The sequence below is a fragment of the Lacrimispora algidixylanolytica genome, from assembly GCF_003609635.1.
Taxonomy (GTDB): domain Bacteria; phylum Bacillota; class Clostridia; order Lachnospirales; family Lachnospiraceae; genus Lacrimispora; species Lacrimispora algidixylanolytica.
On record NZ_MCIA01000034.1, the window covers coordinates 79,743 to 103,731 of the forward strand.

Genomic DNA, 23,989 nt, shown 5'->3' on the forward strand with positions numbered 1-23,989 from the left:
CGGTCTCCTTAACTTTCTAAATCTTCTTCAATCAGATTTACTGATACAAGCGTTGAAACGCCTTTCTCCTGCATGGTAATACCATACAGGCGGTCCGCAGATACCATGGTACCACGTCTGTGTGTAATTACGATGAACTGTGTGTTTTTTGTAAGCTTATGCAGGTATTTTGCAAAACGGTCTACGTTAGAATCATCTAGAGCCGCCTCAATCTCATCCAAAAGACAAAATGGGGATGGCTTTAAGTTCTGAATGGAAAAGAGTAATGCAATGGCAGTAAGCGCCTTTTCTCCACCCGAAAGCTGCATCATGTTTTGAAGTTTTTTACCTGGTGGCTGAGATATGATCTGGATTCCCGCCTCCAGAATGTCTTCGTCCTCAACCAGTTCTAGCGTTCCACGACCGCCACCAAACAATTCTTTGAATACCTTATCAAATTCTGCCCGGATTTCTCGGAATTTTTCTTCGAATTGCTTTCTCATTCCTGAATCTAATTCATCAATGATCTTTAACAAGGTTCCTTCCGCTGATACAAGATCATCGTACTGGGTCTTCATAAACTCATATCGCTCAGAAACTTCCTTGTAATCCTCAATTGCATTGACATTGACATTGCCTAGTCCTCGGATTTCATCCTTTAAAGATGCAATTGCACGCCTAATGTCTGGAAGAGACGTCCATTCATGATTCCTTAAAACTTCCGCAGAGGAAAAGGTTAACTCATATTCATTCCACATATAGTTTACGTGGCCTTCCATGCGTTCATTCAATTTTTCTTTCTGGCTTTGAAGACGGAATAATTCCTTATCCAAAAGACTAATATTGTTGGTCATTTCCTCTCGTTTTTGGAATAATTCCTTTTGCTCTTTTGTTTTGGCTTCTTTTTTTGCAGTGTTTTGATTGATGGACTGCTCCAATTCTTCCCCACTCGCTTTTACTTTATCAATTTGACCTTTTAATAGCTGAATTTCTTTTTCTTTTTCTTCAATAATAAGCTGGGAATCTTCGGATCCACCAGAAAGCCCTGAAAGTTCTTCCTCCAGACGATGAGTCTCTTCTTTGATACGTCTTAAGTTTTCCTTTTCAAAGTCATCCTTTTGTTTTAGGCCCGAAGTTTCAAGCTGAATAGCTGATAAATCCTTATAAAACTGCTCTCTATCTAACCTTGCTTTTTCAAGTCCCGAATTGAGCACTTCTAGGTTATCACCGGTATCTCGGTTTTGCTTCTCTACTGTCTCTACAGCAACAAGAAGTTCCTGTTGGTTCACTCCGATTTCCCGAATCTGTACTTCTAGCTGTATATTCTCTCGTTCCAGATCTCCGTAGGATTCCCGGATTTCCAACTTTTTATCTTCAATCCTTTTTAGATTAATCCGAACCGTGTTCTGCTTTAAGTAAAGATTCTGCTTTTCTACACGAATTAGATTTAGCTCTTCCTTGCTTTCAGAAAGCAAGCCTTCATTCATGACCAGTTCCTTCTCGAGATGCTCTACATCAGTAAGAGCCTTACTGCAGCGTTCTTCTAGCTCTTCGATTTCTCTTTTTCTACCAAGAAGATTGCTGGTATTTTTAAATGCACCACCGGTCATGGAACCGCCTGCGCTTAATAACTCACCTTCTAAAGTAACAATACGAAGAGAATACTGGAACTTTTTCGCAAGAGAAATGGCATGATCTATGGTGTCTACAACTACGACACGACCCAGAAGATAATTCATGAGGCCTTCATACTGCTTATCCGCTTCCACTAGGGTACTGGCAAGTCCCAGGACACCGGGTTCCAATAGAGCCTTTTCTTGTTGCGCAGAATTTTTATTAGATATATTAGTAAGAGGTAAAAAGGTAGCTCGCCCAAAACGATTCTTTTTTAAATATTCGATTAACTGCTTTGCAGTCTGGTCAGAATCTGTAACTATATTTTGTATGCTTCCACCCAAAGCGGTTTCTATGGCAATCTCATATTCCTTAGGAACTGTGATTAAATCTGCCACTACTCCGTGAATTCCCTTGATCCGGTCTCTGACTTCCATCACCTTTCGGATGCTTCCGCCATAACCTTCATACCGTTCTGCAAGGTTTCTTAAAGATTCCAGTTTGGAGTAGCTGGTATGATACTCCTGCTGTTTATCGTTTAAGTTTTTATTCAGCCTTTTAACCTGGATTTCTAATTCCTCGGTCTTAGTCTCACATAGAGACTGGGCTTCTTCTCGCTTAATAATTCCTTCATCGATCTCATCCGCTTCTTTTTGCAGATTTATAAGCAGCTCGTCCTGCTCTGATTCATCACTTTTGAATTTTAAAAGCTTCTGACATACTTCGGAACGACGGACATTCACCTGCTCAAGCATTGCCTCATAGCGCTGCTGTCTGGCTGTGAGAGATCCTTTATCACTTAAAAGATCCATCATGCGGCTTTTACCTAATTCCATCTGATGTTCAAGTGACTTAATTTCCTCATCCTCGGCTGCAAGAACACGTTCTGCTTCCTTTAGCTTCTCCATGGCGGAAAGAACCTGACTGGCAATTTCTGTACGTGCTTGCAGGTAGGATGCTTCTTGCTCCTGTCTTGAAGTTATCTCTGCATGGATGGATTTGATTCGACCTGCGATATGCTCGGTATTCATATGTTCCGTATTGATCTGTTCCTTCAATACGTTAATTCGCCCTTCCAGACCACTAATCTCAATATCGGAACTATTTTTATCATTCCTCAGTTCAGTGATGGATTGGTCTAACTCTGATAAATATGTATCCAGGGCATCATATTGTTCTCGTATTCCCTGGGAAATCTGTTTCACATCTTCTAAATCTTTGGCAACAATGGTTTCCTTGTCTTCATTTTCCTTAATCTGAATACGAAGTCCTTCCGTTTCCATTAAAAACTGGTTCACATCATATTTCTTTAATTCTTCTTTCAGACGCAGATATTCTCTGGCAGCTTCTGATTGCTTTGCCAGCGGGCCTACTTGTTTTTCAAGCTCAATAAGGATATCATTGAGTCGGACCAAGTTTTGTTTTTCGTCTTCAAGCTTCTTCTGAGCAATTGCTTTTCGTCGCTTGAATTTAACGATACCTGCAGCCTCATCAAATAATTCCCTACGTTCTTCCGGTTTTCCGCTTAAAATCTTATCGATCTGTCCCTGTCCGATGATGGAGTATCCTTCTTTACCGATTCCGGTATCATAAAACAGCTCATAGATATCCTTTAGTCGACAGGCACTGCCGTTAATCATATATTCACTTTCACCAGAACGATAAACTCTTCTAGACACCGTCACCTGATCATAATCAATGGCCAGTTGCTTATCCGAGTTATCCAGAGTAATGGCGACATAAGCAAACCCTTGTGGCTTACGGGTTTCAGTTCCAGAAAAGATTACATCCTGCATACTGGAACTTCGAAGCTGCTTTACCTTCTGCTCACCAAAAACCCAGCGCACCGCATCGGCAACATTGCTTTTCCCACTCCCGTTAGGTCCAACAATGCCGGTAATCCCATTATGGAAATCAAATATGATTTTATTGGCAAATGATTTAAAACCCTGTATCTCAATACTTTTTAAATACATAGTTCACGCCGACAAACTTAAAAAAGCCTGCCCTTTCTTTGTTTTTTGGACAAATGTATTGTCCTTAACGCGCCTTATCCTTTTTTAGTGCGAGAATACCATGGTAAGCAGCTACCTGTTCTGCCGCTTTTTTGGTTCTGCCAATTCCTTGTCCAATCGATTGATTTCCAACGAGAACCTGCGCCTCAAATAATTTGTTATGATCTGGTCCTTCTTCCCGTAACAGTCTATAAGTCAACGGTTCCTCCGTCTGACTTTGTACGATTTCCTGCAAGATAGTTTTGCTATCATAAAAGAGCTGCTTGTGTTCCAGATCATTCATAATAAAACGCAAAATGAACTCTTTTGCATTAGCAAAACCACCGTCCAGGTAAATAGCTCCTATGAGAGCTTCCATTGCATCAGACACGATTGAAGCACGTCCTCTTCCTCCGGTCGCCTCTTCTCCTTTTCCTAAGAGCAGATATTCTCCCAGCTTTAATTCCTCTGCGCAGTATGCCAGAGTGGGTTCACAGACTATGCTCGCCCGTATCTTGGTTAAATCCCCTTCTGGCTTGTTGGGATACTTGATGTAGAGACAGTCACTGGAGAATAATTCCAGAACCGAATCTCCCAAAAACTCTAACCGCTCGTTGCATTCCAGCTTATTTAGGCGGTGCTCATTGGCATAGGAACTGTGGGTCATGGCCTGTGTCATCAGATGCTTGTCTGAAAAACGATAGCCGATCCGTTCCTCCAAATCTTTTAAATTCCTACTCATATTTATCCCTCTTTCCCAATTATGAAAGAAGGTGCTGCGGACAGACCCTACGGTCCCAGCAGCACCCACATCTATTAATTTAAAGCATTCTTGATCTGATCTACTGCATCGCTGACACTAACAATGTTTTCTGCTACTTCAGTTGGAATCTCAATATCAAATTCCTCCTCAATGCCCATAATGATCTGGAACACATCAAGGGAATCAGCTCCAAGATCATCCACGAATGTGGAGTTAATGGAAACCTCTTCCGGCTCAATATTTAATACCTCTGCAATAATTTTCTGTAACTTCTCAAATTCCATTTCTTTTCCTTCCTCTCTCCTATTCTTGACTTCCTTCATTCACCGATTTAAGACTTTCTCTTATCTTATCATTAATTCCCTGTTCTTTGAAGGCTACACACTGAAGTATGGAGTTTTTTACTTCTACCGCTTTAGAATTTCCGTGGGTCTTTACAACCAGACCATTAAGCCCCAACAGCGGTGCTCCGCCGTATTGGGAGGCATCAAATGATTTCAATGTTTCCTTCAAAGCGGGCTTTACAAGCAAAGCTCCAATCTTGCTTCTTAAGCTTCCCATCATACCGCTCTTTACCTTGTTAATTAAGGTTGCGCCCACTCCTTCATAAAGCTTAAGGATTACATTTCCTACAAATGCTTCGCAGACGATGACATCTGCTCCGCCATGCGGAATTTCTCTGGCTTCGATGCTTCCGGTAAAATGGATGTCTTCGCATTGTTTTAACAGCGGAAAGGTTTCTTTCACAAGCGCGTTTCCCTTATCTTCCTCTGCGCCAATATTGACGATAGCAACTCTCGGATTCTTAACCCCCATAACGTGTTCCATATAAATGGAACCCATTCTTGCAAACTGTACCAAATGGGAGGCCCTTGCATCTACGTTCGCTCCGCAGTCAATCAGCAGGGAAACACCTTTTTCTGTAGGAATCAGCGGGGCTAACGGCGGTCTTTCCACACCTTTAATCCGGCCAACAATCACTTGGCCGCCAACCAGTATGGCGCCTGAGCTACCTGCCGATACAAATGCGTCCGCTTCCTTTTGTTTTACCAGATTCATTCCCACAACTATAGAAGAATCTTTCTTCTTTCGTATGGCATTAACCGGAGCTTCTTCCGTCTCGATTACCTCTGTCGCATTTACTATCTGTATCTGATCTTTCTCATACGTATGCTTTGAAAGTTCTTCCGATACAATATGCTCTATCCCTACTAAGAGAACCTGGATCCCTTTATTCGCATTCACAGCTGCCACAGCACCTGCTACCATCTCTGCTGGCGCATGATCACCACCCATGGCATCTACAGCTACTTTAATCATCATGATTCCCCTTTCAAGTCTTCCTAAGATAATCTATTACATAATATACTAAATATTATTCTATAAATCAATAATAAATTGAGAAATTTAAAAGCTGTTATTAAAACTTAGAAAATATAGAATTTAAATATAGGTTTCCAGGCCTTAACAAATGGTTTTAAACTTTTAAGAAGACATCTTTTTTTCTACTTTTTTCATTACAATTATATATGCAATCCCCGTAAATAAAGCCGCACTGACCCAGGCTGCAGGATCACCAGCACAGGATAAGGGAAAGCTTACAAAACGAATTGCAAATACTGCCATTACCAGGCGGGCAATCAGTTCCACGACACCACCCATCATCGGAAGGAATCCATAACCGCAGCCCTGCATGGTATTTCGAAAGATGAAAATGGTACTAAGAGGAATATAAAACACCGCACATAAATAAATGTAGGTCTTTGCCCAAGGAAGCATTGCTGAAACATCAACATCTCCAGAAAAGAACAATAAAAGAGCATGAGGCAAGGCTAAGCATACTACAATCGAACCTACAATCGCATAAATAAATTCTGTACCCAGAGCCAGGCGTACCCCCTTCTTGATTCTTTTGATATCTCCTTTACCATAATTCTGGCCGGTATAGGTTGCCATCGTCTGGCCCATTGCCATCATTCCCTGCATGGCAATATTTTGGAACTTGCTTGCAGCCGTAAATGAAGCAACTGCCGTAGAACCAAATAAATTAATGGCAGACTGCATGATCATCGTACCGGAAGCTGTAATTCCAAACTGTAGTGCCATTGGGATACCCACAGAAAGCTGATGCCTTGTATCGGTCCAGTTAAGCCTCCAGTGATGCTTTAAAGGAGCCAGCCCAGGGGCTTTCTTAAAGATATAATACAAGCATAGAATTGCAGATATAGCCTGTGATATATTGGTTGCCCAGGCTGACCCTGCTACCCCCCATTGAAAGGTAATTACAAAGAGCAAATTAAGCAAAAGATTCAGTGCGGAAGAAAAGGCAAGGAAATAAAGGGGAACTCTGCTGTTTCCCACTGCCCGAAGAAAGGAGGAGAACAAATTATAAAATACGTTTGCAACAATACCTATGCAGATGATTGATATATATGTCAACGCGTCTGAAAAAATATCATCCGGAGTGTTCATAAGCCTTAAAAGAGGCTTCATAAAGAGCAGACTAATACCTGTCATAAATACAACTACAAACAAGGACAAAATAGTTCCATTCGCCACAGAATGTTTGGTTCCTTCTCCATCGCCAGCTCCAAATCGTTGGCTGGTTAGAACCGTAAATCCGGTACTCATTCCCTGAGAAAAACCAATCACTAAAAACATAATGGTTCCTGTTGATCCAACCGCCGCAAGTGCTCCTGGGCCTACAAAACGACCAACAATAATGGTATCCACCATATTATAAAGCTGTTGAAAGATGTTGCCTAAAAAAAGTGGCAGCGTGAATTTTAGAATAATAGGGAGCGGGCTGCCTTTTGTCATATCTGTTTCCATTGTTTTTCATCCTCTTTAATAAAAAGTACTCTATTTTTAGCAGTGCTAACGTATTTTACCACGTTCCAATCTGCTTGTCACCGTTATTTTAGAAATAGCGAAAAAACAGTCACATTGCTTACTGATTAAGCCATGTAACTGTCTTTTTCTGCCTCTGTTTTAACTCTTTAACGCTTGTGACTCTTTGTCATATATAGAGCGAAACCATGCTCCAAAGCGTTTGTTTATAAAATGAATGATATTACCTATGGTAAAGAAAGCTACCACAGTTCCAATTCCGATACCGATGATCTTACCTGTGGTCATCATACTGATCACAACAGTTATAGCTAGCATAATGCCATCATAAAGCCATTTTGCCCGTCCAAAGGGAAGATTTGTAATCGAGGACAAAGCTTGTACTCCACCATCTGGAGGATTTGGTACGAAGTCCATATTAACTACCATGCTGATTCCAACTGCGATACAGAGAATAGCCAATACCAAAAGAGTAATTTTCATGGTCATATTAGGATTTGTTATAATGATAAATTTATTATAAAAATCTACGATCCAACCAAACACGAAAGAAAATGGAAATTGAAGAATTACTTTAATTTTTATTTTACGATAAATAATGCATTGAAATAGTACATCTGCAAGATAAACTACGGTACAAGCGGTTCCAAGTGACATGGTACTGATCTTACTAATAACAAACGGAACCGAATTGGTTGTAGAAACTCCCAGAAAACATTTTGTATTTAATACAACTCCCAGTGCCAGTAAAAGAACACCAATTACATAGATCGCTATACGCTGCGCCAACTTATTATAATTCATAGGAATACCCCTTCAATTTTAATGATTTGAAATTCATTTCATATGTGATAGATTTATGACTGTTTGTGCTTAGACTGGCGCAGTTTTCGGTGATCTGCCCATATTGTTTCAAACCAGTCGTTTTTTTGTGGAACAGGAGAGACTACTTGCGTAAAGCTGACGAAGCGATTTTCTTGCTTCTTTGTAATAAGACGATAATTTTGGTCTAAGGACATAGTCGGCAGATATCCATCCGAATCTCCTTTTACCAGACAACTACCCCTGCTGCCAAAAATCGCTGCCGACTGTTCCATTGCCTCTAATACAGCGCACTGGGTCACAATCATATCATATGTTTTTAATAAGATAGGAAGGGTTCGGACACTTGGAACCTTGACCATTTCTTTAAAGTGAGTCCGATAGGTTTCCACCTTTCCTCGAAGATCAATCAAATCTCTTAGATTACGAACCTGGGCCGCCACCCGAGACATGGCATTTTGAAGATCTTCTTTCACTTCCAGGGCGTTGTTTTCCTCTCCTATCATGCTTAAGAGGCTGTTGCCAATCTCTTCTACCAGCTTACCCGGTGATACCTTCCATAACGATGGATCTGGAATACATTCCTCACTGGTAAAGGAAATGTACTGTGCTGCCCTCATAGACCCTACCTGAGTGGAATTTAACGCAGAGCCACCTGGTCGGTGTACCCCAAACGTTCCTGCTGCCTCTCCTGCCGCAAACAGCCCTTTAATAGAAGTCTCCCAATTGGCATCTACCTGTATGCCACCATTATGATGCTGGGCACAAACACTGATCTCCAGCATTTCTTTTCCTAAATCAATATGGTGATTTTTATAAAGTTCAATGGCAAGAGGATTCATATGATTTAACCTCTCAATTGGGGTACCAAACAGCGCATTAGATTTTTCCAGGTATGAATGCGCCTCCTCTGATAGAATATCAAAGCCGCCTTCTAACCCAGAAGGATTATGCATAAAATCCAGATACACTTTGCGACCCTTCATTGCAGTCTCTTCATAGACACACAAATCAATTCTTGACGATGCATCCTTTTTGCTGGCATCAAATGGCCATTGATATCCTTTTAAAAACACCAGATTCATTGCCTCTTCACGGCTCATATAATCGGTCAAAAACTCTCGTTCCACGCCATCCTTATCTATGGATACATAACGTGGCAACACCTGCTGATACGTTCCTGATACATTCCAGCGAAACTTAATGGAGGCAAGTCCATACTGCCATTCCTGAAGATTTGCACCCCAGGCTCCTACATCAAGGAGTGCTCCTGACATGCCGGTATGACCTGCCGGATACACCACATTTTTATAACAGGCACTTGGTCCTCCCGTACACCAGATCACATGATTGGCGGCAACGACCACAAGTTCCAGTTGGTTATCCGAAAGCTTTTCTTTATTTAAGCAGACAATTCCGCGTATCTTATTGTCTTCTTCATAAATTTGAAATGCCAACAATTCATTTAATATAGGAATTTTCTTTCTCTTTACCGACTCCTCCAGTGCTTCTGTCATATAGCGGGAGGTAAGGGGACCTGCGGAGGTCGCACGCTGCCGTGGATCATGATCTGTCTTGTAGCCGGTAAATACCCCGTATTCATCTGTGGGGAAATCTACTCCCAAGTTAGCCAGCTTATAGAAACAGCGTAAGGAATTGGCAGCTTCCGCTAACGCAATCTCTCCATCTACCCCTTCGCCATCGTATAAGGTCTGTGCCATCTCATGTACAGAATCATTTTCATGAAAGCCTACCGAAAGCTTATAATAGGTTTGCTTGTCACTTCCCGTATTCCGGGAGGTCCCCATGCGGATTCCTTCTGTTAACAGGGCAATACTCCCCCGTCCCAAATCATATAACCAGTCAACTGCATTGTAAGCTGCTGCACCGCTTCCCACTACGACTGTATCGTATTGTAAGAATTTATAACTTGCTTTCTCCATTGTGCACCTCTGCTTAAAGTCGTTTGATGTGAAAGCCTCCATCCACATCAATGTAGTTTCCTGTGGTGTATGGGAATTTCCCTCCTGCAAACGCGCTTACTGCCAATGCCACATCCTCCGGCACTCCCCAGCGGCGGATTGGAAATACGCCATCCTCAATCATCTTCTCGTATTTTGATTGTACTGTACTTGTCATATCGGTTAAAATGACACCTGGTCTCACTTCATAGACAAGAATTCCTTCACTGGAGAGACGGTCTGCATACAGCTTAGTCAGCATGCTGACACCTGCTTTGGAAACACAGTATTCCCCGCGATTAACAGAGCTTACTTCTGCGGAACAGGAAGAAACATTAATTATGATCCCTTTTTCCTCCTGCTGGGTCATCTGATTTGCGACAAGCTGAGTCAAAAACATATTTCCCCGAAGATTGATACCCAGCACATAATCAAAGCTTTCCTCGCTCATCGTCAGTAAATCCGCTCTTACTTTAGGCGCAACTCCTGCATTGTTGACCAGTAAATTAATTTTCCCATAATGGGAGACACTCATCTTTACGATATGAATTCTGTCTTCCTTGTTGGAGATATCTCCTGTCACATAAAGGTAATCTCTTTCATTTTCATCAAACCATTTTAATTGTTCTGCATACGCTTCTTTTTCACGCGTTCCAACAATTACCACGGAAAAACCATCTTCTGAAAGCTGCTTCGCAATGGCTAGTCCAATTCCACGGGTTCCTCCGGTTACGATTGCTGTCCTTGTCATCTGACTCCTCCTGTTACCTTATTGCTGTTGCCAAAGCTTCTGCCGCTTCTCTAGCTTCTCTAGCTTCTCTAGCTTCTCTATACTTAGGAACGTAAACTTTTGAATCTCGAACAACACATCCGGTACTTCCATGATCTCTCATGATCTGAGTACATTTGCTGCAGCTTACGCAAACTTTTTTAGAATCCATCTCACCCGTTGTTAAAATGTCATGAGCTGCATCTGGATATGCGAAACTAGAACGGCCAAGACCAACCATACTACAGGAATGGGACTTAATATTGGCTGCGGCTACATTTGGGATATACTTGCGAAGCCAGCTATAGCCATTTCCGATTATTGGTACATCACCTGCTGCCTCTTGGGCTATCCTGGTGTATTCAAATATTTTTTCAAGGATTGAAAGCTGTGATTCCTCCGGTTCTGGTACACCTAGACTTGGGATATCAAATGGCCGTCCAAACTGAGGATAAACAAAGTAAGGATTGCTGGATGAAAGCGCAAACACATTGACACCGGCTTTTACCAGCATCTTAATCAGCGCCACTGGCTCTGTACTGTCAAACTTATAAATATCTTCTTTGTCACATCCAAATCCGTATGGGTATGGATGAACATCAAACACATTTAGCCGACATCCAATAATAAAGTCACTTCCAACGGCTTTGCGTACTGCTTCCACCGTCTGAACCAGAAAACGGCTGCGGTTTTCCAAACTTTCACCGCCGTATTTCCCTTCTCGGGTAAATCCTCCAAGTAGTTCACTTAACAGGTATTTGTGGCATGCCTTAATGTCAACACCGTCATATCCAGCTTCCTTGGCAAGCAAGGCAGATGTAACATACTTTTCTGTCAGAGCATCCAGATATTCATCTGTAACGACCTGATCATCGCTAAATACCCCGCTTCGTTCATCTAAGAGAGGATCACGGAAAGCCACCATTGGGGCTCTTGCATCACCTGGACGACTATAACGACCGGAATGAGTTAACTGAAGAATATGAATCAGGGATATATCATTTGCTTCTTTTGCAGCTTCTCTGCTTTCTTTTAAAAATTCCTTAAAAGAGTCCAAATTTTCATTTGTAAGCATTAAGGATTGTGGGTTTGCTTTTCCTTCTTCTACGACTGCATTGGCTTCCCACCAAATTAAACTAGATCCACCTGTTGAAAATCTCATATAACGACGTTTGGTAAGCTCAGACATAGAACCATCTGGATTGCTGTCACAACCTTCCATTGGCAAGATTGCCATTGCATTTGCTGTTTTTAGATGACCTACTGTAACATTGTTCTTAAGGGGGGATAGGTCCTGTGTTAATTCGATGTTTACATTTTGACTTTCAATATCCTGTTTGAATTCTTCCAATGACTTGTACCGAAACATTTTGTGCTTTGCCATGCTTGCAACCTCCAAAGTTTAACTATTTATGTGGCTTAATTATAAAAAATTTCATTCACATTAGCTAGACAATAAATTGTTCCATAATACACTTTTCTTGTTTACTTGTTGCATTAATACATTTTTTTAGTTGACTTCCTTTAAAAAATGGTTATAATTTACAAACAGCCTATATCATCTTTGACGATATATTTTGCTGATGGTATTATCTACTAATGTTATCTGTAGCAATCATTGTATAAAAGGAGGATGCTGGTATGGGAGAGAATAATTCCACAACACAAATCGGAACCATTCATTCTAAGGATTTCGCTCATGCCTATTATGATGAAAGCCATCGTAATGCAGCACTTACAAGACACCACCACACCCAAAATGAAGTCATATTTGTAAAAGAAGGACAATGTACGTTTGACATAGCAGGTGAATCATACACCATTAGAAAGAATCAAATTTTACTAATCAGCGCACTGGAAAATCACTCTACCCATTCCATGTGCAGACCTTACCATCGATACGTATTTGTATCATCTATGGACTTATGTTCTGACTATATTCATGATCCAGTAATGGCTTCTGCCTTTATTCGCAGCAATCATTATCGCGGCGTAATTGATCTTACTCAAGAAACTGCCGATGAAATTGAGGGTTATTTTAAAATCCTGGTATCGGAAACAGCCAATCATAAAATAAAGTGGAAAGAACGATGTGCTACCACTCTTTTTAATATATTAATTTTACTATACCGCGACAATCCAGAACTGTTTATAATCGAGAAAAATCCGGAGGATTTAAATGTTATATTTTCCATCAAGGATTACATTGACCATAACTACAGCCAGCCATTAAGCCTGGAATCTGTTGCACAGCATTTTTATATCAATAAATATTATCTTTCTCATCAGTTTAAGGAGATTGTTGGATACGGATTTAAGAAATATATTCAGCTTATTCGTATTAATAAAGCGAAAATACTTTTGCAGAATACAAATCTTACGGTTAATGAGATCTGTACTAAAATCGGATATGATAATATCAATTATTTTATCCGTTTATTTAAAGAAAAAGAAGAATTGACGCCATACCAGTACCACAAGATGTATTATAAAAATTATTCTTTGTAGAAAATTCATTCAGACATTGCAGCCAAACACGAATAGTGATAAAATATAGTTAACCCACTCACATATTAACCATATCACACAAATCAGAAAGGCAAAAAGATGTCAGATGATTATATACGGGTATCTGGCGCTAGAGAGCGGAATCTCAAAAAAATAAATGTCATGATACCCAAAAAGAAAATCACTGTTTTTACAGGCGTATCTGGTTCTGGTAAGTCATCTCTAGTATTTGATACAATAGCGGCGGAATCACAAAGACAATTAAACGAAACTTACTCCAGTTTTATTCGTCATCGGATGCCTCACTACGGAAATCCTGATGTAGATATTATTGAAAATTTATCCGTGGCCTTTGTTATTAATCAAAAACGTTTAGGCGGCAATTCCAGGTCAACGGTAGGAACTGTCACTGATATTTATTCATTATTACGACTTTTATTTTCACGAATTGGAGAACCCTTTGTTGGTTATTCTGATGCTTTTTCATTTAATAATCCTGCTGGCATGTGCAATGGCTGTCAAGGGCTAGGCAACATTGAAGCTGTTGATATTAAACGGCTGTTAGACTGGAATAAATCATTAAACGAAGGGGCTGTCCGCTTTCCCACATTTGAACCTGGTGGCTGGAGGCTGACTCGCTATATTCATTCAGGTTTTTTTGATAATGACAAAAAAATATCAGACTATTCTGATAAAGAAATGGAACTACTGCTTTATGCTGATGGCATTAAGGTGAAAAGTCCCGCTCCACAATGGCATAAAACCTCATTATATGAGGGGTTGATTCCTCGTATTGAACGAAGCTTTCTTAAAAAAGAAGATGGTGAAAAAGTCAAATACAACAAAGAAATTGAATGGTATGTTATAAAACAGGATTGTCCCCATTGCCATGGAACACGTCTAAATGAAAACGTTTTGTCCTGCAAAGTAAATGGTAAAAACATTGCTGAATGCGCAGATATGCAGATAAACGAACTTTTGCATTTTATCCAATCCGTCCATGCTCTTGTTGCCCTACCAATTGTATCTGAATTGGAGAACCGACTTAAGCACATGGTATCTATTGGACTAGACTATTTGAGTTTAAGCAGAGAAACCTCTACCCTTTCAGGCGGAGAATCTCAAAGAATTAAAATGGTCTGTCAATTGGGCAGCAGTCTGACAGATCTTACTTATATTTTTGATGAACCGAGTATAGGACTTCACCCCCACGATATCAGTAAAATCAATGACCTTATGAAACTGCTTCGCAACAAGGGCAATACAGTTCTTATTGTAGAGCATGATCCTGATATGATTAAAATTGCAGACCATATTATCGACATGGGGCCAGGAGCCGGAGCACTTGGAGGTGAAATCGTATACCAGGGAGATTTAAGGGGCCTAAAAACTTCGGCCACACTGACAGGAAAGTATTTATCACACCAATCTCAGTTAAAACTTCACAAACGAATTCCAAAAGGCTGGCTCTCCATTTATAACGCAGCGCTGCACAATCTAAAAAATGTTTCCGTTGATATCCCCAGAGGGGTATTGACTGTGGTAACTGGTGTTGCCGGATCAGGAAAAAGTACACTTATCAATGAAATACTCCCCCAGTTTTATCCTGAGACCATTTTTATAGACCAGAAAGGAATTCAAGGGTCAAAACGTTCCAACTTAGCAACCTACACTGGCATTTTTGATACCATCCGTAAACTATTTGCAAAAAAGAACGGTGTCAGCGCAGCTCTGTTCAGCTTCAATTCACAAGGCGCCTGTCCTGGCTGTAAAGGTCTTGGGGTTGTCTATACTGATCTGGCATTTATGGATACAATAGCTTCGGAATGTGAAGTATGCCATGGAAACCGCTACACGAATAAAGTACTAACTTATCAGCTAAGAGGCAAAAGCATAGGCGATGTACTTGGTATGACGGTATTAGAAGCCTTGGATTTTTTTCAGGAAAAGGAAATTGTTACGGTACTAAAACGGCTTTTGGATGTTGGTATTCCCTATATTACTTTAGGGCAGCCACTCAGCACTCTTTCCGGTGGTGAACTGCAGCGTATAAAGCTTGCTTCTGAGCTTGAGAACGGCGGGCAAATTTATGTTCTGGACGAACCATCAACGGGTCTGCATATGGCTGATATAAAACAGTTGACCGAAACAATGAACCGTCTTGTAGAACAAAATGCTACCCTTATTGTCATTGAACACAATTTAGATATTATCTGTCAGGCCGACTGGATTATTGATATGGGACCATATGCAGGACAACATGGTGGTAAGATTATGTTTTCAGGTTTGCCGGAGGATTTAATTCATTGTAACGATTCCTTGACAGGGAAATACCTGAAAGATTATATCAAAAAATGATAGGAGGTAAGTTTCATGTCAATAAAAGAATTAGAGGAAGGTTATATTCCCTTTCAATGTATGATTGTATCAGATTCAAATCGTTTTAATGTGGAAGGCGTTTCAACTGCACAATACAATATACTTGATCTTTTAAATAAACAAGGCCCTAAAACCGCTAAAGAGCTTGCTGAGATAAGGGGTATTTCACAATCCGGCATATCAAAATTAACAAAGCGCCTGTTAGAAAAAGATTATATTGTCCAGGAAAGGCAGTCCAATGACCGACGTTCCTACAATATTATGCTTACCAGCCAGGGAAGTGCCTTTTTGAGCCGTGTTGAAGACTTCGGAAAAGAAATTATGAATTTAATAGAAGAAGCTTTGACACCGGAAGAGGTTCACTCCTTTTCTGAGATGTGCAAAAGGATTACCAATTTGTACGCCAAAAAGCAATAAACATTCTAGTCAATACGTAAACAGGCGTAAGAATGGCGTAGCTTTACGCTGTGCCATTCTTACGCCTGTTATCTGTTTTAATCCTCTTTTGTCACTAATTTATCCACGTTCTCAGCAGTAACCAACTCATTATCCAAGATCACATATTTTTCTACCGGTTTTCCTTCTAGATAGTCGTAAGCAGCATTCATAATTGCTTTTCCAAGAAAGAAAGGCGGTTCCGCAATCGTAGCTTCTACCTTATCAGCTTTAATGGCTTTGATCGTGTCGTCAATGGCATCACAGCCAATCATTGTAATCTCATCAAGTCTTCCTGCTGCCTCCACAGCTTCTAATGCCCCAAGAAGCATTTCATCGTTAGCCGCATACAATCCGTCGATATGGTCATTGGCCTGCAATATATTTTCCATTACACTCATTCCCTTGGCTCGGTCAAAATCTGCCACCTGGCAGGCAACGATTTTCATATCAGGGTTCTGGCTAATAATCTCATTAAAACCTTTTGAACGGTTCTGAGCCACATTGGTTCCCATAATACCCTGAATCTCAACAATAGTTCCTTTCCCTTTCAACGTATCAACAAGATACTGGCCTGCAAGCTTGCCTGACTTTACGGCATCGTAACCAATATGGGAAACCACCTCTCCACCACTGGCCTCCCGGTCCATGGTAAGCACTGGGATACCAGCCTCATTGCAAGCTTCAATGGAAGATACAATGGCATCGGAATCACAGGTGTCAATGATGATGCAGTCTGGCTTTTTGGTAATCAGATTTTCCACATCCTTCATCTGTATCGTAGGATCATCTTGAGCATCCGTAATATAAAGCTCTACCCCAAGCTCATCGGCGGCCTTTTGTACACCACTCTTCACGTCTACGAAAAACGGATTTGTCTGGGTATTCATAGCAAGTCCCACCACATACTTTTTATCCCCTGACTTTGATCCTGTTTTTGCTTTTAATTCATCTGCCTTTCCAGCAGTCGTATCCGTTACCGCTGTTTCCGTTTTGGTAACAGCCGTTTTTTCTGTACTGCATCCCCCTAGTGAAACAAGGGCCATTCCTAAGAGTATTGCTGCTGCCACATAATTTCTTTTCATCATAGCGCTTCCTTCCCTTCTCCATACATTATAATAGTTTTATTTACCCTGCTTTCGCAGATAAATCCTTCACCTTCTTATCCACCAAAACTGCAATAAGTACGACTGCACCTTTTACGATATTGGTCGCATGTGGATTTACATTCATGAGAGTAAGAATATTGTCAATGATACCCATAATCATGGCGCCAATTACCGTTGGAAGAACAAACCCGGTTCCTCCACTTAAACTGGTTCCCCCAAGAATAACTGCTGCAATGGCATCCATTTCAATTCCCTGTCCACTGGTGGACTGGGCAGATGAAAGCCTGGCTGTTAATACCACTGCTGCGATACCGCTTAAAAATCCATTCATTACATAAGCCATCCATTCTGTTCTTTTCACAGAAATACCAGATAGTCTAGCCACCTCCCTATTCCCCCCAAAGGCGTATATGCTGCGGCCAAAGCTTGTCTGCGTCAAGACATAGTGAGCCAACAAAAATAAAAGTATAAGAATGATAACAGGCACCGGAACCCCAAGAACCGATCCCTTTCCTATAAATTTATAAGAATCCACCTTAACCGGAATGGGTGATCCTTTTGTATAGATTAAAACACAGCCTCGAAGCAAGGTCATCATGCCCAAGGTCGCAATAAACGGAGGAATTCCGCACTGAGAGATGAAAAATCCATTGACTGCCCCGCAAGCGATTCCAATGGCCATCGCCGTAACTACAGCCAAAGCAGTATTACCAGTAGACGCAAGTACACCGGAAGCCACCACGCCAGAAAGTCCTAGTATCGAACCAACGGACAAATCAATGCCTCCCGTCAGGATTACAAATGTCATGCCACATGCAATAATTCCAGCAACCGTAACCTGCTTGAACACATTAAATAAATTAGACACACTTAGAAAGCTTTCCGATAAAAGTGAAGCGAAAATACAGATTACAACCAATATCAATAGTGACCGATAGATATTAACCTGATTGACTAACCTTTTTTTAATTTCCTGATTCATGTTTATTTACCCCCCCAGACGCATGCGCTAATATTTTTTCCTGATTTATCTCCTGCTTGGAGACATTCAAAACCAGTTGTCCCTCTCGCATGACTAGAATCCGGTCGCTGATTCCGATTAATTCCGGAAGGTCTGTGGAAATCATAAGGATACTTTTTCCGCATTCCGTCAGCTTGTTTATTATGCTGTAAATCTCTGCCTTCGCACCTACATCTACCCCTCGTGTTGGTTCTGCCAAAATCAGGATATCAGAATCAGCCTCCAGTACCTTTGCAAAAACTACCTTCTGTTGATTTCCACCACTTAACTTTCCGGTTAGCTGCTGGTCAGAGCTGATTTTAATATTAAGTGCCTTCACCTGCTCCTGTACGCATTTCACTTCAAGCTTTTTATTGAGAGAAAATCCCCTTGTCAGCTTTTTTAAGGAAGACATGGAAATGTTCTCTCTGATGCTCCTAATTAAGACAAGTCCCTCTTGTTTTCTATCATCAGAAACAAATCCAATCCCTTCCTTTAATGCCTTTTTAGGGGAAGTGCAATCCTTTTTATCTCCGTTTATGTAGATCTCGCCACTCTCCATAGGAATTGCCCCATATATTAATTTGGAAAGTTCAATAGCACCGGCCCCCAATAAACCAGTGATTCCTAAGATTTCTCCTTTATGAAGCTTTAAGCTGACTCCATGGACACCAGGACCATTTATATTCCTGGCTTCAAAGACCACTTCCTTTGGAACATAATCTCGTGTCGGATATAAATTTGATACCTTTCGCCCCACCATCATGGATACCACGTCCTCATAGTCCGTCTGCCCAATTTCTTTTGTTGCCACAAATTTTCCATCCCGGAATACGGTGAGTCGATCTGAGATCTGAAAGATCTCATCCATGCGGTGAGATATGTATATAACAGAAATTCCTTTTTTCTTCAGTTCCCCAATTGTTTGAAATAAAATCCGGATTTCTTCTTCAGCCAGGGCCGCGGTAGGCTCATCCATTATAATGATTTTTGCTCCAATGGTCAGGCATTTTGCAATTTCTGTCATCTGAGCCTCTGCCACGGAAAGAGACTTCACCTTTGCTCTCGCTGAAAATGACAAACCCAACCGCTCTAAATGCTCCTGTGCCTCCTGGTTTAGGCGTTTCCAGTCCACCTTCCCTGCCCGGTTGACTGGCAGCCTCCCAAGATACATGTTCTCAGCCACTGTCAGTTCCGGGATCATATTGAATTCCTGATATATCATAGCAATTCCATGTCTTTTTGCATCCTTTGCAGAATGAAACACAACTTCTTTCCCATTTAGATACATGGCACCGGAAGTATATGGCTGCGCCCCTGCAATAATTTTCATTAAAGTGGATTTTCCCGCCCCATTTTCTCCACATAGGGCGTGAACCTCCCCTTCCCTGATTTCTAGATGCACTCCATCTAATGCTCTGACACCAGGAAAGGTTTTAACAATGTTTTCCAGTTTTAAAACGTACCCTTCTCCCATTTAACGTCACCAATCCCCTTTGCTTTTTCTTAATATGCGCAGCCAGAAATTAAGATTACATTGGTATACCCGGTAAATTCTCCTGTCAAAACAATGGCTTTGGCTTCCTCCGTCATCTTTTTTAATTCCTTATGAGGAATATATTCCACGGGGATGCCCTTAGGTAAAAGAGCTAGGGATTTTTCATGAAGCTCAGGGCTTACGATTAAAGCTTCTTTTGCAAAGATAGCTTTTTCCGTGATCATATATTTTTCAATTTCTTCTAGTACCTCCAGATACTTTGGACATCCCGGCTTCCAGCCCAAATCCACCCGCTCGACTCCTTTTGGTATGGGCAGCCCTGCGTCTGCAATTACAAGCATATCCATATGACGAAGCTCTGCCATCACCCTTGCAAGTTGTGGGTGGAGTATTCCTGTTTTTAGCATAAGATCCACTCTCCCTTTCCCCGCTCCTTCATAAAGGCATCCACCTCTTCCCTTTCAGGCATAGACAATGTAGTTCCCAGCCTCTGTACTGAAATAGCGGCAAGTGCATTGGCAAATTGTGAGGCTTCCCATAAGTCCTTTCCTTCTGACAGTGCTGCCGTCAGCCCTCCATTAAAAGCATCTCCAGCTCCAGTGGTATCCAGTGCCGTTACCTTGTAGGCCGGAAGAAAACCTCTCTTATGAGGGGTAGCAAGGAATACACCACTGCCTCCCATGGTGATCAGTACATTCTTGACACCTTTTTTAAAGAAATAGTCTGATGCTGTGCTGGCGCTTTCCACACCATGGACTTTCGTGCCCGTTAAGATTTCAGCCTCTACCTCATTGGGTGTAATCAAGTCCACCCGACTTAAAACGAAATCACTTACTGGCTGAACAGGTGCCGTATTTAAAATGATGCTTACCCCTCTTTCGTAAGCCATATCTACGATTTTCTCTACGGCTGAAACATTTGTCTCAAGCTGGGTTAACAAGTATTTCGATTCTTCCAACAGATCAGCCAGGGATTCCACCTCCTGATCTGTAATCTTACCGCAGGCTCCCAGTACTACTACGATTTGATTCTGCCCCGTATTTTCATCTACCAGGATTAGTGCGCTGCCGGTTTCTGTTTCATCGGTATGAAAAATCCGCTCTTCATTCATTCCCAGATTTTTCATGGTGCTTAAGGCTAACTCTGCAAAAGCGTCACTGCCTAGCTTTGTTACCATGGTAACGTCTGCCCCTGCTTTATGAGCTGCTACTCCCTGGTTAAACCCCTTTCCCCCAGGCCCCATCTGAAAGACACTTCCCTTTACAGTCTCTCCAGGTGCTGGAAGATGAGGACACCTTCCCATGAGATCTACTACGAAACTACCAAAAACTGTAACCTTATTCCCCATACCTTTTCTCCTTTTTAGAGCAGCAAGATACCATTCCCCGCTCCAATTCTATCTGCGCCTGCTTCTATCATTGCCAGCGCTTCTTCTCTTGTGCGGATTCCTCCACTGGCCTTTACCTTTGCTCTTGTACCTACGGTTTGCTTCATCAAAGCCACATCTTCAACCACTGCACCATTTGTGCTAAAGCCTGTAGAGGTTTTCACAAAATCTGCACCAGCCTCAACGGAAAGTTCACAGACCTTTACAATCTCTTCTTTTGTTAAGAGACAGGTTTCCAAAATGACTTTTACAACTCTTCCCTGAGAAGCCTCTACTACCCCTTTGATATCGTCTCTTACCAAATCATAATTCTGATCTTTCAATGCCCCGATGTCGATCACCATATCCACTTCAGTGGCACCAGCGTTTACCGCTTCCATGGCCTCATAAGCTTTTGCCTTGGCAATCATAGCACCAAGAGGAAATCCTACCACACAACAGACTCCCACTTCACTGCCCTTTAATTCCTCCGCTGCAAGGGGAACCTGACAGGTGTTGACGCAAACCGATGCAAAGCCGTATTCTCTGGCTTCTTTGCAATATTTTTTAATGGTATCTGTGGTAGTATCCGCCTTTAACATGGTGTGGTCTATCATACTTGCTAAATTCATCATCTTTCTCCTAACGTTTCAGTCATTGGTTTATAGTATCCTCCAATATGTAACCGGTTACATATTGGAGGAAAAATAAACTGCTTCATGCAGCTTATTTTATGGTTTCAGATCCGCGCAGTACCACTTGATATGGAACGTACATCTTTTCTCCGGTACTTTTGCTTTCTTTGCGAGATAACTTGTCAATGAGCATGCTCATAGCCTCATACCCCTGCCTTTTTGCATCTCGCTCTATGGTGGAAAGTTTGTAATCAATGATTTTAAGGGATTCTATCTGATCAAACCCAACGATGGAAATATCCCTTCCAAGTTTCAGTTTATGTTCTGTTAGATATTTAAGGACTCCAAGACTTGTCTGGTTATTGGAAGCAAAGATTGCAGTTGGCGGATCAGGCAGCTCTAACAAAACCCTGGTCTGTTCGTAGGCTTTCATAATCTTAAAATCTCCGGAGACCACATATTCCTTATTAAGCTTTATGCCGTGATCTTGTAAGGCAGCTTTATAACCTTTAAAGCGATCCTTTCCAGGCATGGAAGAGCTTGGGCCTTTGATAATAGCAATTTTTTTATGTCCAGCGCCAATGAGTGCCTCCACTCCCTTGTATGCCGCTTCGACATTTTCAACAAATACACCATCAAAGTTGGAATTTTTAATATTTCGGTCAACTAAGACTACAGGAATCCCCTTATCTTCAAATTGAACCAGCTTATCTCTGGTCTCCATATCAAGCTCAGATACCGGAGTAATAAGAAGTCCGGAAAGCCTCTGCCGTTCTGCAAACTGCAGGCATTGATGCTCTCTTTCTAGCATCTCACCAGTATCATACAAAACAATGTTATACTGAGAACCGGAAGCCATCTCTCCCATTCCGCTGATAATGCTTGAAAAAAACTCATTGGCAATATCCGGGACAATCACTCCTATGCTGGAAGAATCATTGATGCTTAAACTTCTAGCGATTGCGTTAGGGACAAAGTTGGTTTCTTCAATGGCGGCCAATACTTTCTGCTTTGTTTCCTCCTTTACATATCCAGACTCGTTAATTACTCTGGAAACTGTTGCAGAGGAAACTCCTGCCTTCTTTGCTATATCCCGTATGTTCATGTATGACTCTCCTTTGTGTAACCGGTTACACATATAACATTACCATATATTATTTCTGATGTAAAGTATTTTTGTGCAATATTGCAGATGGTTTCAAATCAAGCCATACCTGACATACAATTAACGCAAGCACAAATATTTTATTCGTAAATGCTTAAATCCTTTTAACATTAATAACCCACCTTAACGGCTACTAGAATAATTTTTTCTTGTATAAAACAAACCCAACTATGCTACTAATAATTACTGAGAACCCAACTATAATCCAAAACGAATATTGTAGTGTTAGTGGCATAACAACATTCATACCAAAGAAACTCGATATCATAGTAGGTATTGCCATTACTATTGTTATTGATGTTAATACTTTCATAACTATATTTAAATTATTTGAAATCAACGAAGCAACAGTACCCATAGTCCCAGATAGTACATTACTATATATATGTGCCATCTCTATCGCCTGCTTGTTCTCGATCATTACATCTTCTAAAAGTTCTTCATCTTCTGGATAATATTTCACATATTCATACTTCATCAACTTCTCTAAGACCATTTCATTTGATTTCAATGATGTTGAGAAATAAACTAAACTCTTTTCTAATTGTAGCATCTTTATTAGCTCATTGTTTTTCATTGATTGATATAAATGTTGCTCCAAATCACTACTTGTTTTGTCGATGTTACGTAAATAGTATAAATAACAATTTGCGTTTTTAAGTAGAATTTGCAAAACAAATCTTGTTTTAAATTGCGTACAAAATGTTGTAATCCTGTTATTTTTAAAATCATTAAGTAGGATGTTATCTTTGAGACATACCGTAATTATCAAATGATTCTTTAAAATAATTGCAAGAGGAATGGTAATATATAATACTTTTCCAGCTACACTTTCAACAATTGGTATATCTATTGTTATCAATGTTTGATCATTCAAAGTTTCAATTCTTGCTCTTTCTTCTTCATCCAATGCTGCTTTTAAAAAATCCATTTCAACGTTTAAGCTACTACTTACTCTATCCAGTTCCGCACCACTTGGATTCACTAGATTTACCCAAGAGCCTTCCTCAAACTGATTCGTAAGTAGTATTTTTTTATTTACAGTTTTTAAAATTTCAAGCATTAAAGAACACCTCCTTAATTTCTATACTGAAGGAATCCTTTCTTATACTCCTATAAAACGAGCAGAATGGAAAGTTCCT

Annotated in this window: 20 protein-coding genes; 3 read left to right on the forward strand and 17 right to left on the reverse strand. The window is 40.8% G+C overall.

All coding sequences use genetic code 11. From position 1 onward, the window contains the following. Nucleotides 1-8: 8 nt before the first annotated feature. From smc to BET01_RS19205, 9 genes are all read right to left on the reverse strand, one after another. Nucleotides 9-3,569, reverse strand: coding sequence for a chromosome segregation protein SMC (gene smc / locus BET01_RS19165; protein ID WP_120198487.1), 3,561 nt, complete (start codon nt 3,567-3,569; stop codon nt 9-11). Between the two features lie 64 nt (nt 3,570-3,633). After that, nucleotides 3,634-4,329, reverse strand: coding sequence for a ribonuclease III (rnc, locus tag BET01_RS19170; RefSeq protein WP_120198488.1), 696 nt, complete (start codon nt 4,327-4,329; stop codon nt 3,634-3,636). Nucleotides 4,330-4,403: 74 nt separating this feature from the next. Further along, complete coding sequence (acpP, locus tag BET01_RS19175) at nt 4,404-4,634, reverse strand: acyl carrier protein (protein ID WP_120198695.1); 231 nt, start codon at nt 4,632-4,634, stop codon at nt 4,404-4,406. Between the two features lie 19 nt (nt 4,635-4,653). Next, nucleotides 4,654-5,670 (reverse strand): phosphate acyltransferase PlsX, encoded by a 1,017-nt coding sequence (gene plsX / locus BET01_RS19180; RefSeq protein WP_120198489.1) that lies wholly within the window; start codon nt 5,668-5,670, stop codon nt 4,654-4,656. A 165-nt stretch (nt 5,671-5,835) separates the two neighbouring features. Continuing rightward, nucleotides 5,836-7,182, reverse strand: a complete 1,347-nt coding sequence (locus BET01_RS19185; protein WP_120198490.1) for an MATE family efflux transporter — start codon at nt 7,180-7,182, stop codon at nt 5,836-5,838. 159 nt (nt 7,183-7,341) lie between these two features. Beyond that, a complete protein-coding gene (locus tag BET01_RS19190) occupies nt 7,342-8,004 on the reverse strand; it encodes a YczE/YyaS/YitT family protein (RefSeq protein WP_120198491.1) in 663 nt (220 codons plus the stop codon). 53 nt (nt 8,005-8,057) lie between these two features. After that, the gene (locus BET01_RS19195; protein ID WP_158585106.1) at nt 8,058-9,965 is read right to left on the reverse strand and encodes an FAD-dependent oxidoreductase; all 1,908 of its coding nucleotides are present in this window, start codon (nt 9,963-9,965) and stop codon (nt 8,058-8,060) included. A 13-nt stretch (nt 9,966-9,978) separates the two neighbouring features. Further along, nucleotides 9,979-10,734, reverse strand: coding sequence for a 3-ketoacyl-ACP reductase (locus BET01_RS19200; RefSeq protein WP_120198493.1), 756 nt, complete (start codon nt 10,732-10,734; stop codon nt 9,979-9,981). A gap of 13 nt (nt 10,735-10,747) precedes the next feature. Then, a complete protein-coding gene (locus BET01_RS19205) occupies nt 10,748-12,136 on the reverse strand; it encodes an oxidoreductase (RefSeq protein ID WP_120198494.1) in 1,389 nt (462 codons plus the stop codon). 257 nt (nt 12,137-12,393) lie between these two features. Here BET01_RS19205 and BET01_RS19210 point away from each other — a divergent pair, with 257 nt between their 5' ends. From BET01_RS19210 to BET01_RS19220, 3 genes are all read left to right on the forward strand, one after another. Next, nucleotides 12,394-13,260 (forward strand): AraC family transcriptional regulator, encoded by an 867-nt coding sequence (locus BET01_RS19210; protein WP_120198495.1) that lies wholly within the window; start codon nt 12,394-12,396, stop codon nt 13,258-13,260. Nucleotides 13,261-13,359: 99 nt separating this feature from the next. Further along, nucleotides 13,360-15,618 (forward strand): ATP-binding cassette domain-containing protein, encoded by a 2,259-nt coding sequence (locus BET01_RS19215; RefSeq protein WP_120198496.1) that lies wholly within the window; start codon nt 13,360-13,362, stop codon nt 15,616-15,618. Nucleotides 15,619-15,633: 15 nt separating this feature from the next. Further along, nucleotides 15,634-16,056 carry a MarR family winged helix-turn-helix transcriptional regulator gene (locus tag BET01_RS19220; RefSeq protein ID WP_120198497.1) on the forward strand — a complete coding sequence of 141 codons (423 nt, stop codon included), beginning with the start codon at nt 15,634-15,636 and terminating at the stop codon, nt 16,054-16,056. A gap of 77 nt (nt 16,057-16,133) precedes the next feature. Here the strand turns inward: BET01_RS19220 and BET01_RS19225 are convergent, their stop codons facing one another. From BET01_RS19225 to BET01_RS19260, 8 genes are all read right to left on the reverse strand, one after another. Beyond that, entirely contained in the window at nt 16,134-17,159 is a 1,026-nt protein-coding gene (locus BET01_RS19225) for a substrate-binding domain-containing protein (protein WP_408610189.1), read from the reverse strand. 43 nt (nt 17,160-17,202) lie between these two features. Continuing rightward, nucleotides 17,203-18,165 carry an ABC transporter permease gene (locus BET01_RS19230; RefSeq protein WP_120198499.1) on the reverse strand — a complete coding sequence of 321 codons (963 nt, stop codon included), beginning with the start codon at nt 18,163-18,165 and terminating at the stop codon, nt 17,203-17,205. Continuing rightward, entirely contained in the window at nt 18,149-19,660 is a 1,512-nt protein-coding gene (locus BET01_RS19235) for a sugar ABC transporter ATP-binding protein (protein ID WP_120198500.1), read from the reverse strand. Before BET01_RS19235 ends, BET01_RS19230 begins: the two co-directional genes overlap by 17 nt. Before the next feature lie 29 nt (nt 19,661-19,689). Next, nucleotides 19,690-20,088 carry a D-ribose pyranase gene (rbsD, locus tag BET01_RS19240; RefSeq protein ID WP_120198501.1) on the reverse strand — a complete coding sequence of 133 codons (399 nt, stop codon included), beginning with the start codon at nt 20,086-20,088 and terminating at the stop codon, nt 19,690-19,692. Continuing rightward, nucleotides 20,082-21,029, reverse strand: coding sequence for a ribokinase (gene rbsK, locus BET01_RS19245; protein ID WP_120198502.1), 948 nt, complete (start codon nt 21,027-21,029; stop codon nt 20,082-20,084). The genes rbsD and rbsK overlap by 7 nt, the downstream gene beginning before the upstream one ends. 14 nt (nt 21,030-21,043) lie before the next feature. Further along, nucleotides 21,044-21,679 (reverse strand): deoxyribose-phosphate aldolase, encoded by a 636-nt coding sequence (deoC, locus tag BET01_RS19250; RefSeq protein WP_120198503.1) that lies wholly within the window; start codon nt 21,677-21,679, stop codon nt 21,044-21,046. A 94-nt stretch (nt 21,680-21,773) separates the two neighbouring features. After that, nucleotides 21,774-22,787 (reverse strand): LacI family DNA-binding transcriptional regulator, encoded by a 1,014-nt coding sequence (locus BET01_RS19255; protein WP_120198504.1) that lies wholly within the window; start codon nt 22,785-22,787, stop codon nt 21,774-21,776. Nucleotides 22,788-22,980: 193 nt separating this feature from the next. Beyond that, nucleotides 22,981-23,910, reverse strand: a complete 930-nt coding sequence (locus BET01_RS19260) for a magnesium transporter CorA family protein (protein WP_120198505.1) — start codon at nt 23,908-23,910, stop codon at nt 22,981-22,983. Nucleotides 23,911-23,989 lie beyond the last annotated feature (79 nt).

Excerpts from the sequence above, each read along its gene's own strand:
- BET01_RS19215 (WP_120198496.1), top strand. The coding sequence starts at position 13,360 with ATGTCAGATGATTATATACGGGTATCTGGCGCTAGAGAGCGGAATCTC.
- rnc (WP_120198488.1), bottom strand. The coding sequence starts at position 4,329 with ATGAGTAGGAATTTAAAAGATTTGGAGGAACGGATCGGCTATCGTTTT.
- BET01_RS19210 (WP_120198495.1), top strand. The coding sequence starts at position 12,394 with ATGGGAGAGAATAATTCCACAACACAAATCGGAACCATTCATTCTAAG.
- BET01_RS19260 (WP_120198505.1), bottom strand. The coding sequence starts at position 23,910 with ATGCTTGAAATTTTAAAAACTGTAAATAAAAAAATACTACTTACGAAT.
- BET01_RS19185 (WP_120198490.1), bottom strand. The coding sequence starts at position 7,182 with ATGGAAACAGATATGACAAAAGGCAGCCCGCTCCCTATTATTCTAAAA.
- rbsK (WP_120198502.1), bottom strand. The coding sequence starts at position 21,029 with ATGGGGAATAAGGTTACAGTTTTTGGTAGTTTCGTAGTAGATCTCATG.
- BET01_RS19230 (WP_120198499.1), bottom strand. The coding sequence starts at position 18,165 with ATGAATCAGGAAATTAAAAAAAGGTTAGTCAATCAGGTTAATATCTAT.
- BET01_RS19195 (WP_158585106.1), bottom strand. The coding sequence starts at position 9,965 with ATGGAGAAAGCAAGTTATAAATTCTTACAATACGATACAGTCGTAGTG.
- BET01_RS19205 (WP_120198494.1), bottom strand. The coding sequence starts at position 12,136 with ATGGCAAAGCACAAAATGTTTCGGTACAAGTCATTGGAAGAATTCAAA.
- BET01_RS19200 (WP_120198493.1), bottom strand. The coding sequence starts at position 10,734 with ATGACAAGGACAGCAATCGTAACCGGAGGAACCCGTGGAATTGGACTA.
- smc (WP_120198487.1), bottom strand. The coding sequence starts at position 3,569 with ATGTATTTAAAAAGTATTGAGATACAGGGTTTTAAATCATTTGCCAAT.
- BET01_RS19225 (WP_408610189.1), bottom strand. The coding sequence starts at position 17,159 with ATGAAAAGAAATTATGTGGCAGCAGCAATACTCTTAGGAATGGCCCTT.
- acpP (WP_120198695.1), bottom strand. The coding sequence starts at position 4,634 with ATGGAATTTGAGAAGTTACAGAAAATTATTGCAGAGGTATTAAATATT.
- plsX (WP_120198489.1), bottom strand. The coding sequence starts at position 5,670 with ATGATTAAAGTAGCTGTAGATGCCATGGGTGGTGATCATGCGCCAGCA.
- BET01_RS19220 (WP_120198497.1), top strand. The coding sequence starts at position 15,634 with ATGTCAATAAAAGAATTAGAGGAAGGTTATATTCCCTTTCAATGTATG.
- BET01_RS19235 (WP_120198500.1), bottom strand. The coding sequence starts at position 19,660 with ATGGGAGAAGGGTACGTTTTAAAACTGGAAAACATTGTTAAAACCTTT.
- BET01_RS19255 (WP_120198504.1), bottom strand. The coding sequence starts at position 22,787 with ATGAACATACGGGATATAGCAAAGAAGGCAGGAGTTTCCTCTGCAACA.
- deoC (WP_120198503.1), bottom strand. The coding sequence starts at position 21,679 with ATGAATTTAGCAAGTATGATAGACCACACCATGTTAAAGGCGGATACT.
- rbsD (WP_120198501.1), bottom strand. The coding sequence starts at position 20,088 with ATGCTAAAAACAGGAATACTCCACCCACAACTTGCAAGGGTGATGGCA.
- BET01_RS19190 (WP_120198491.1), bottom strand. The coding sequence starts at position 8,004 with ATGAATTATAATAAGTTGGCGCAGCGTATAGCGATCTATGTAATTGGT.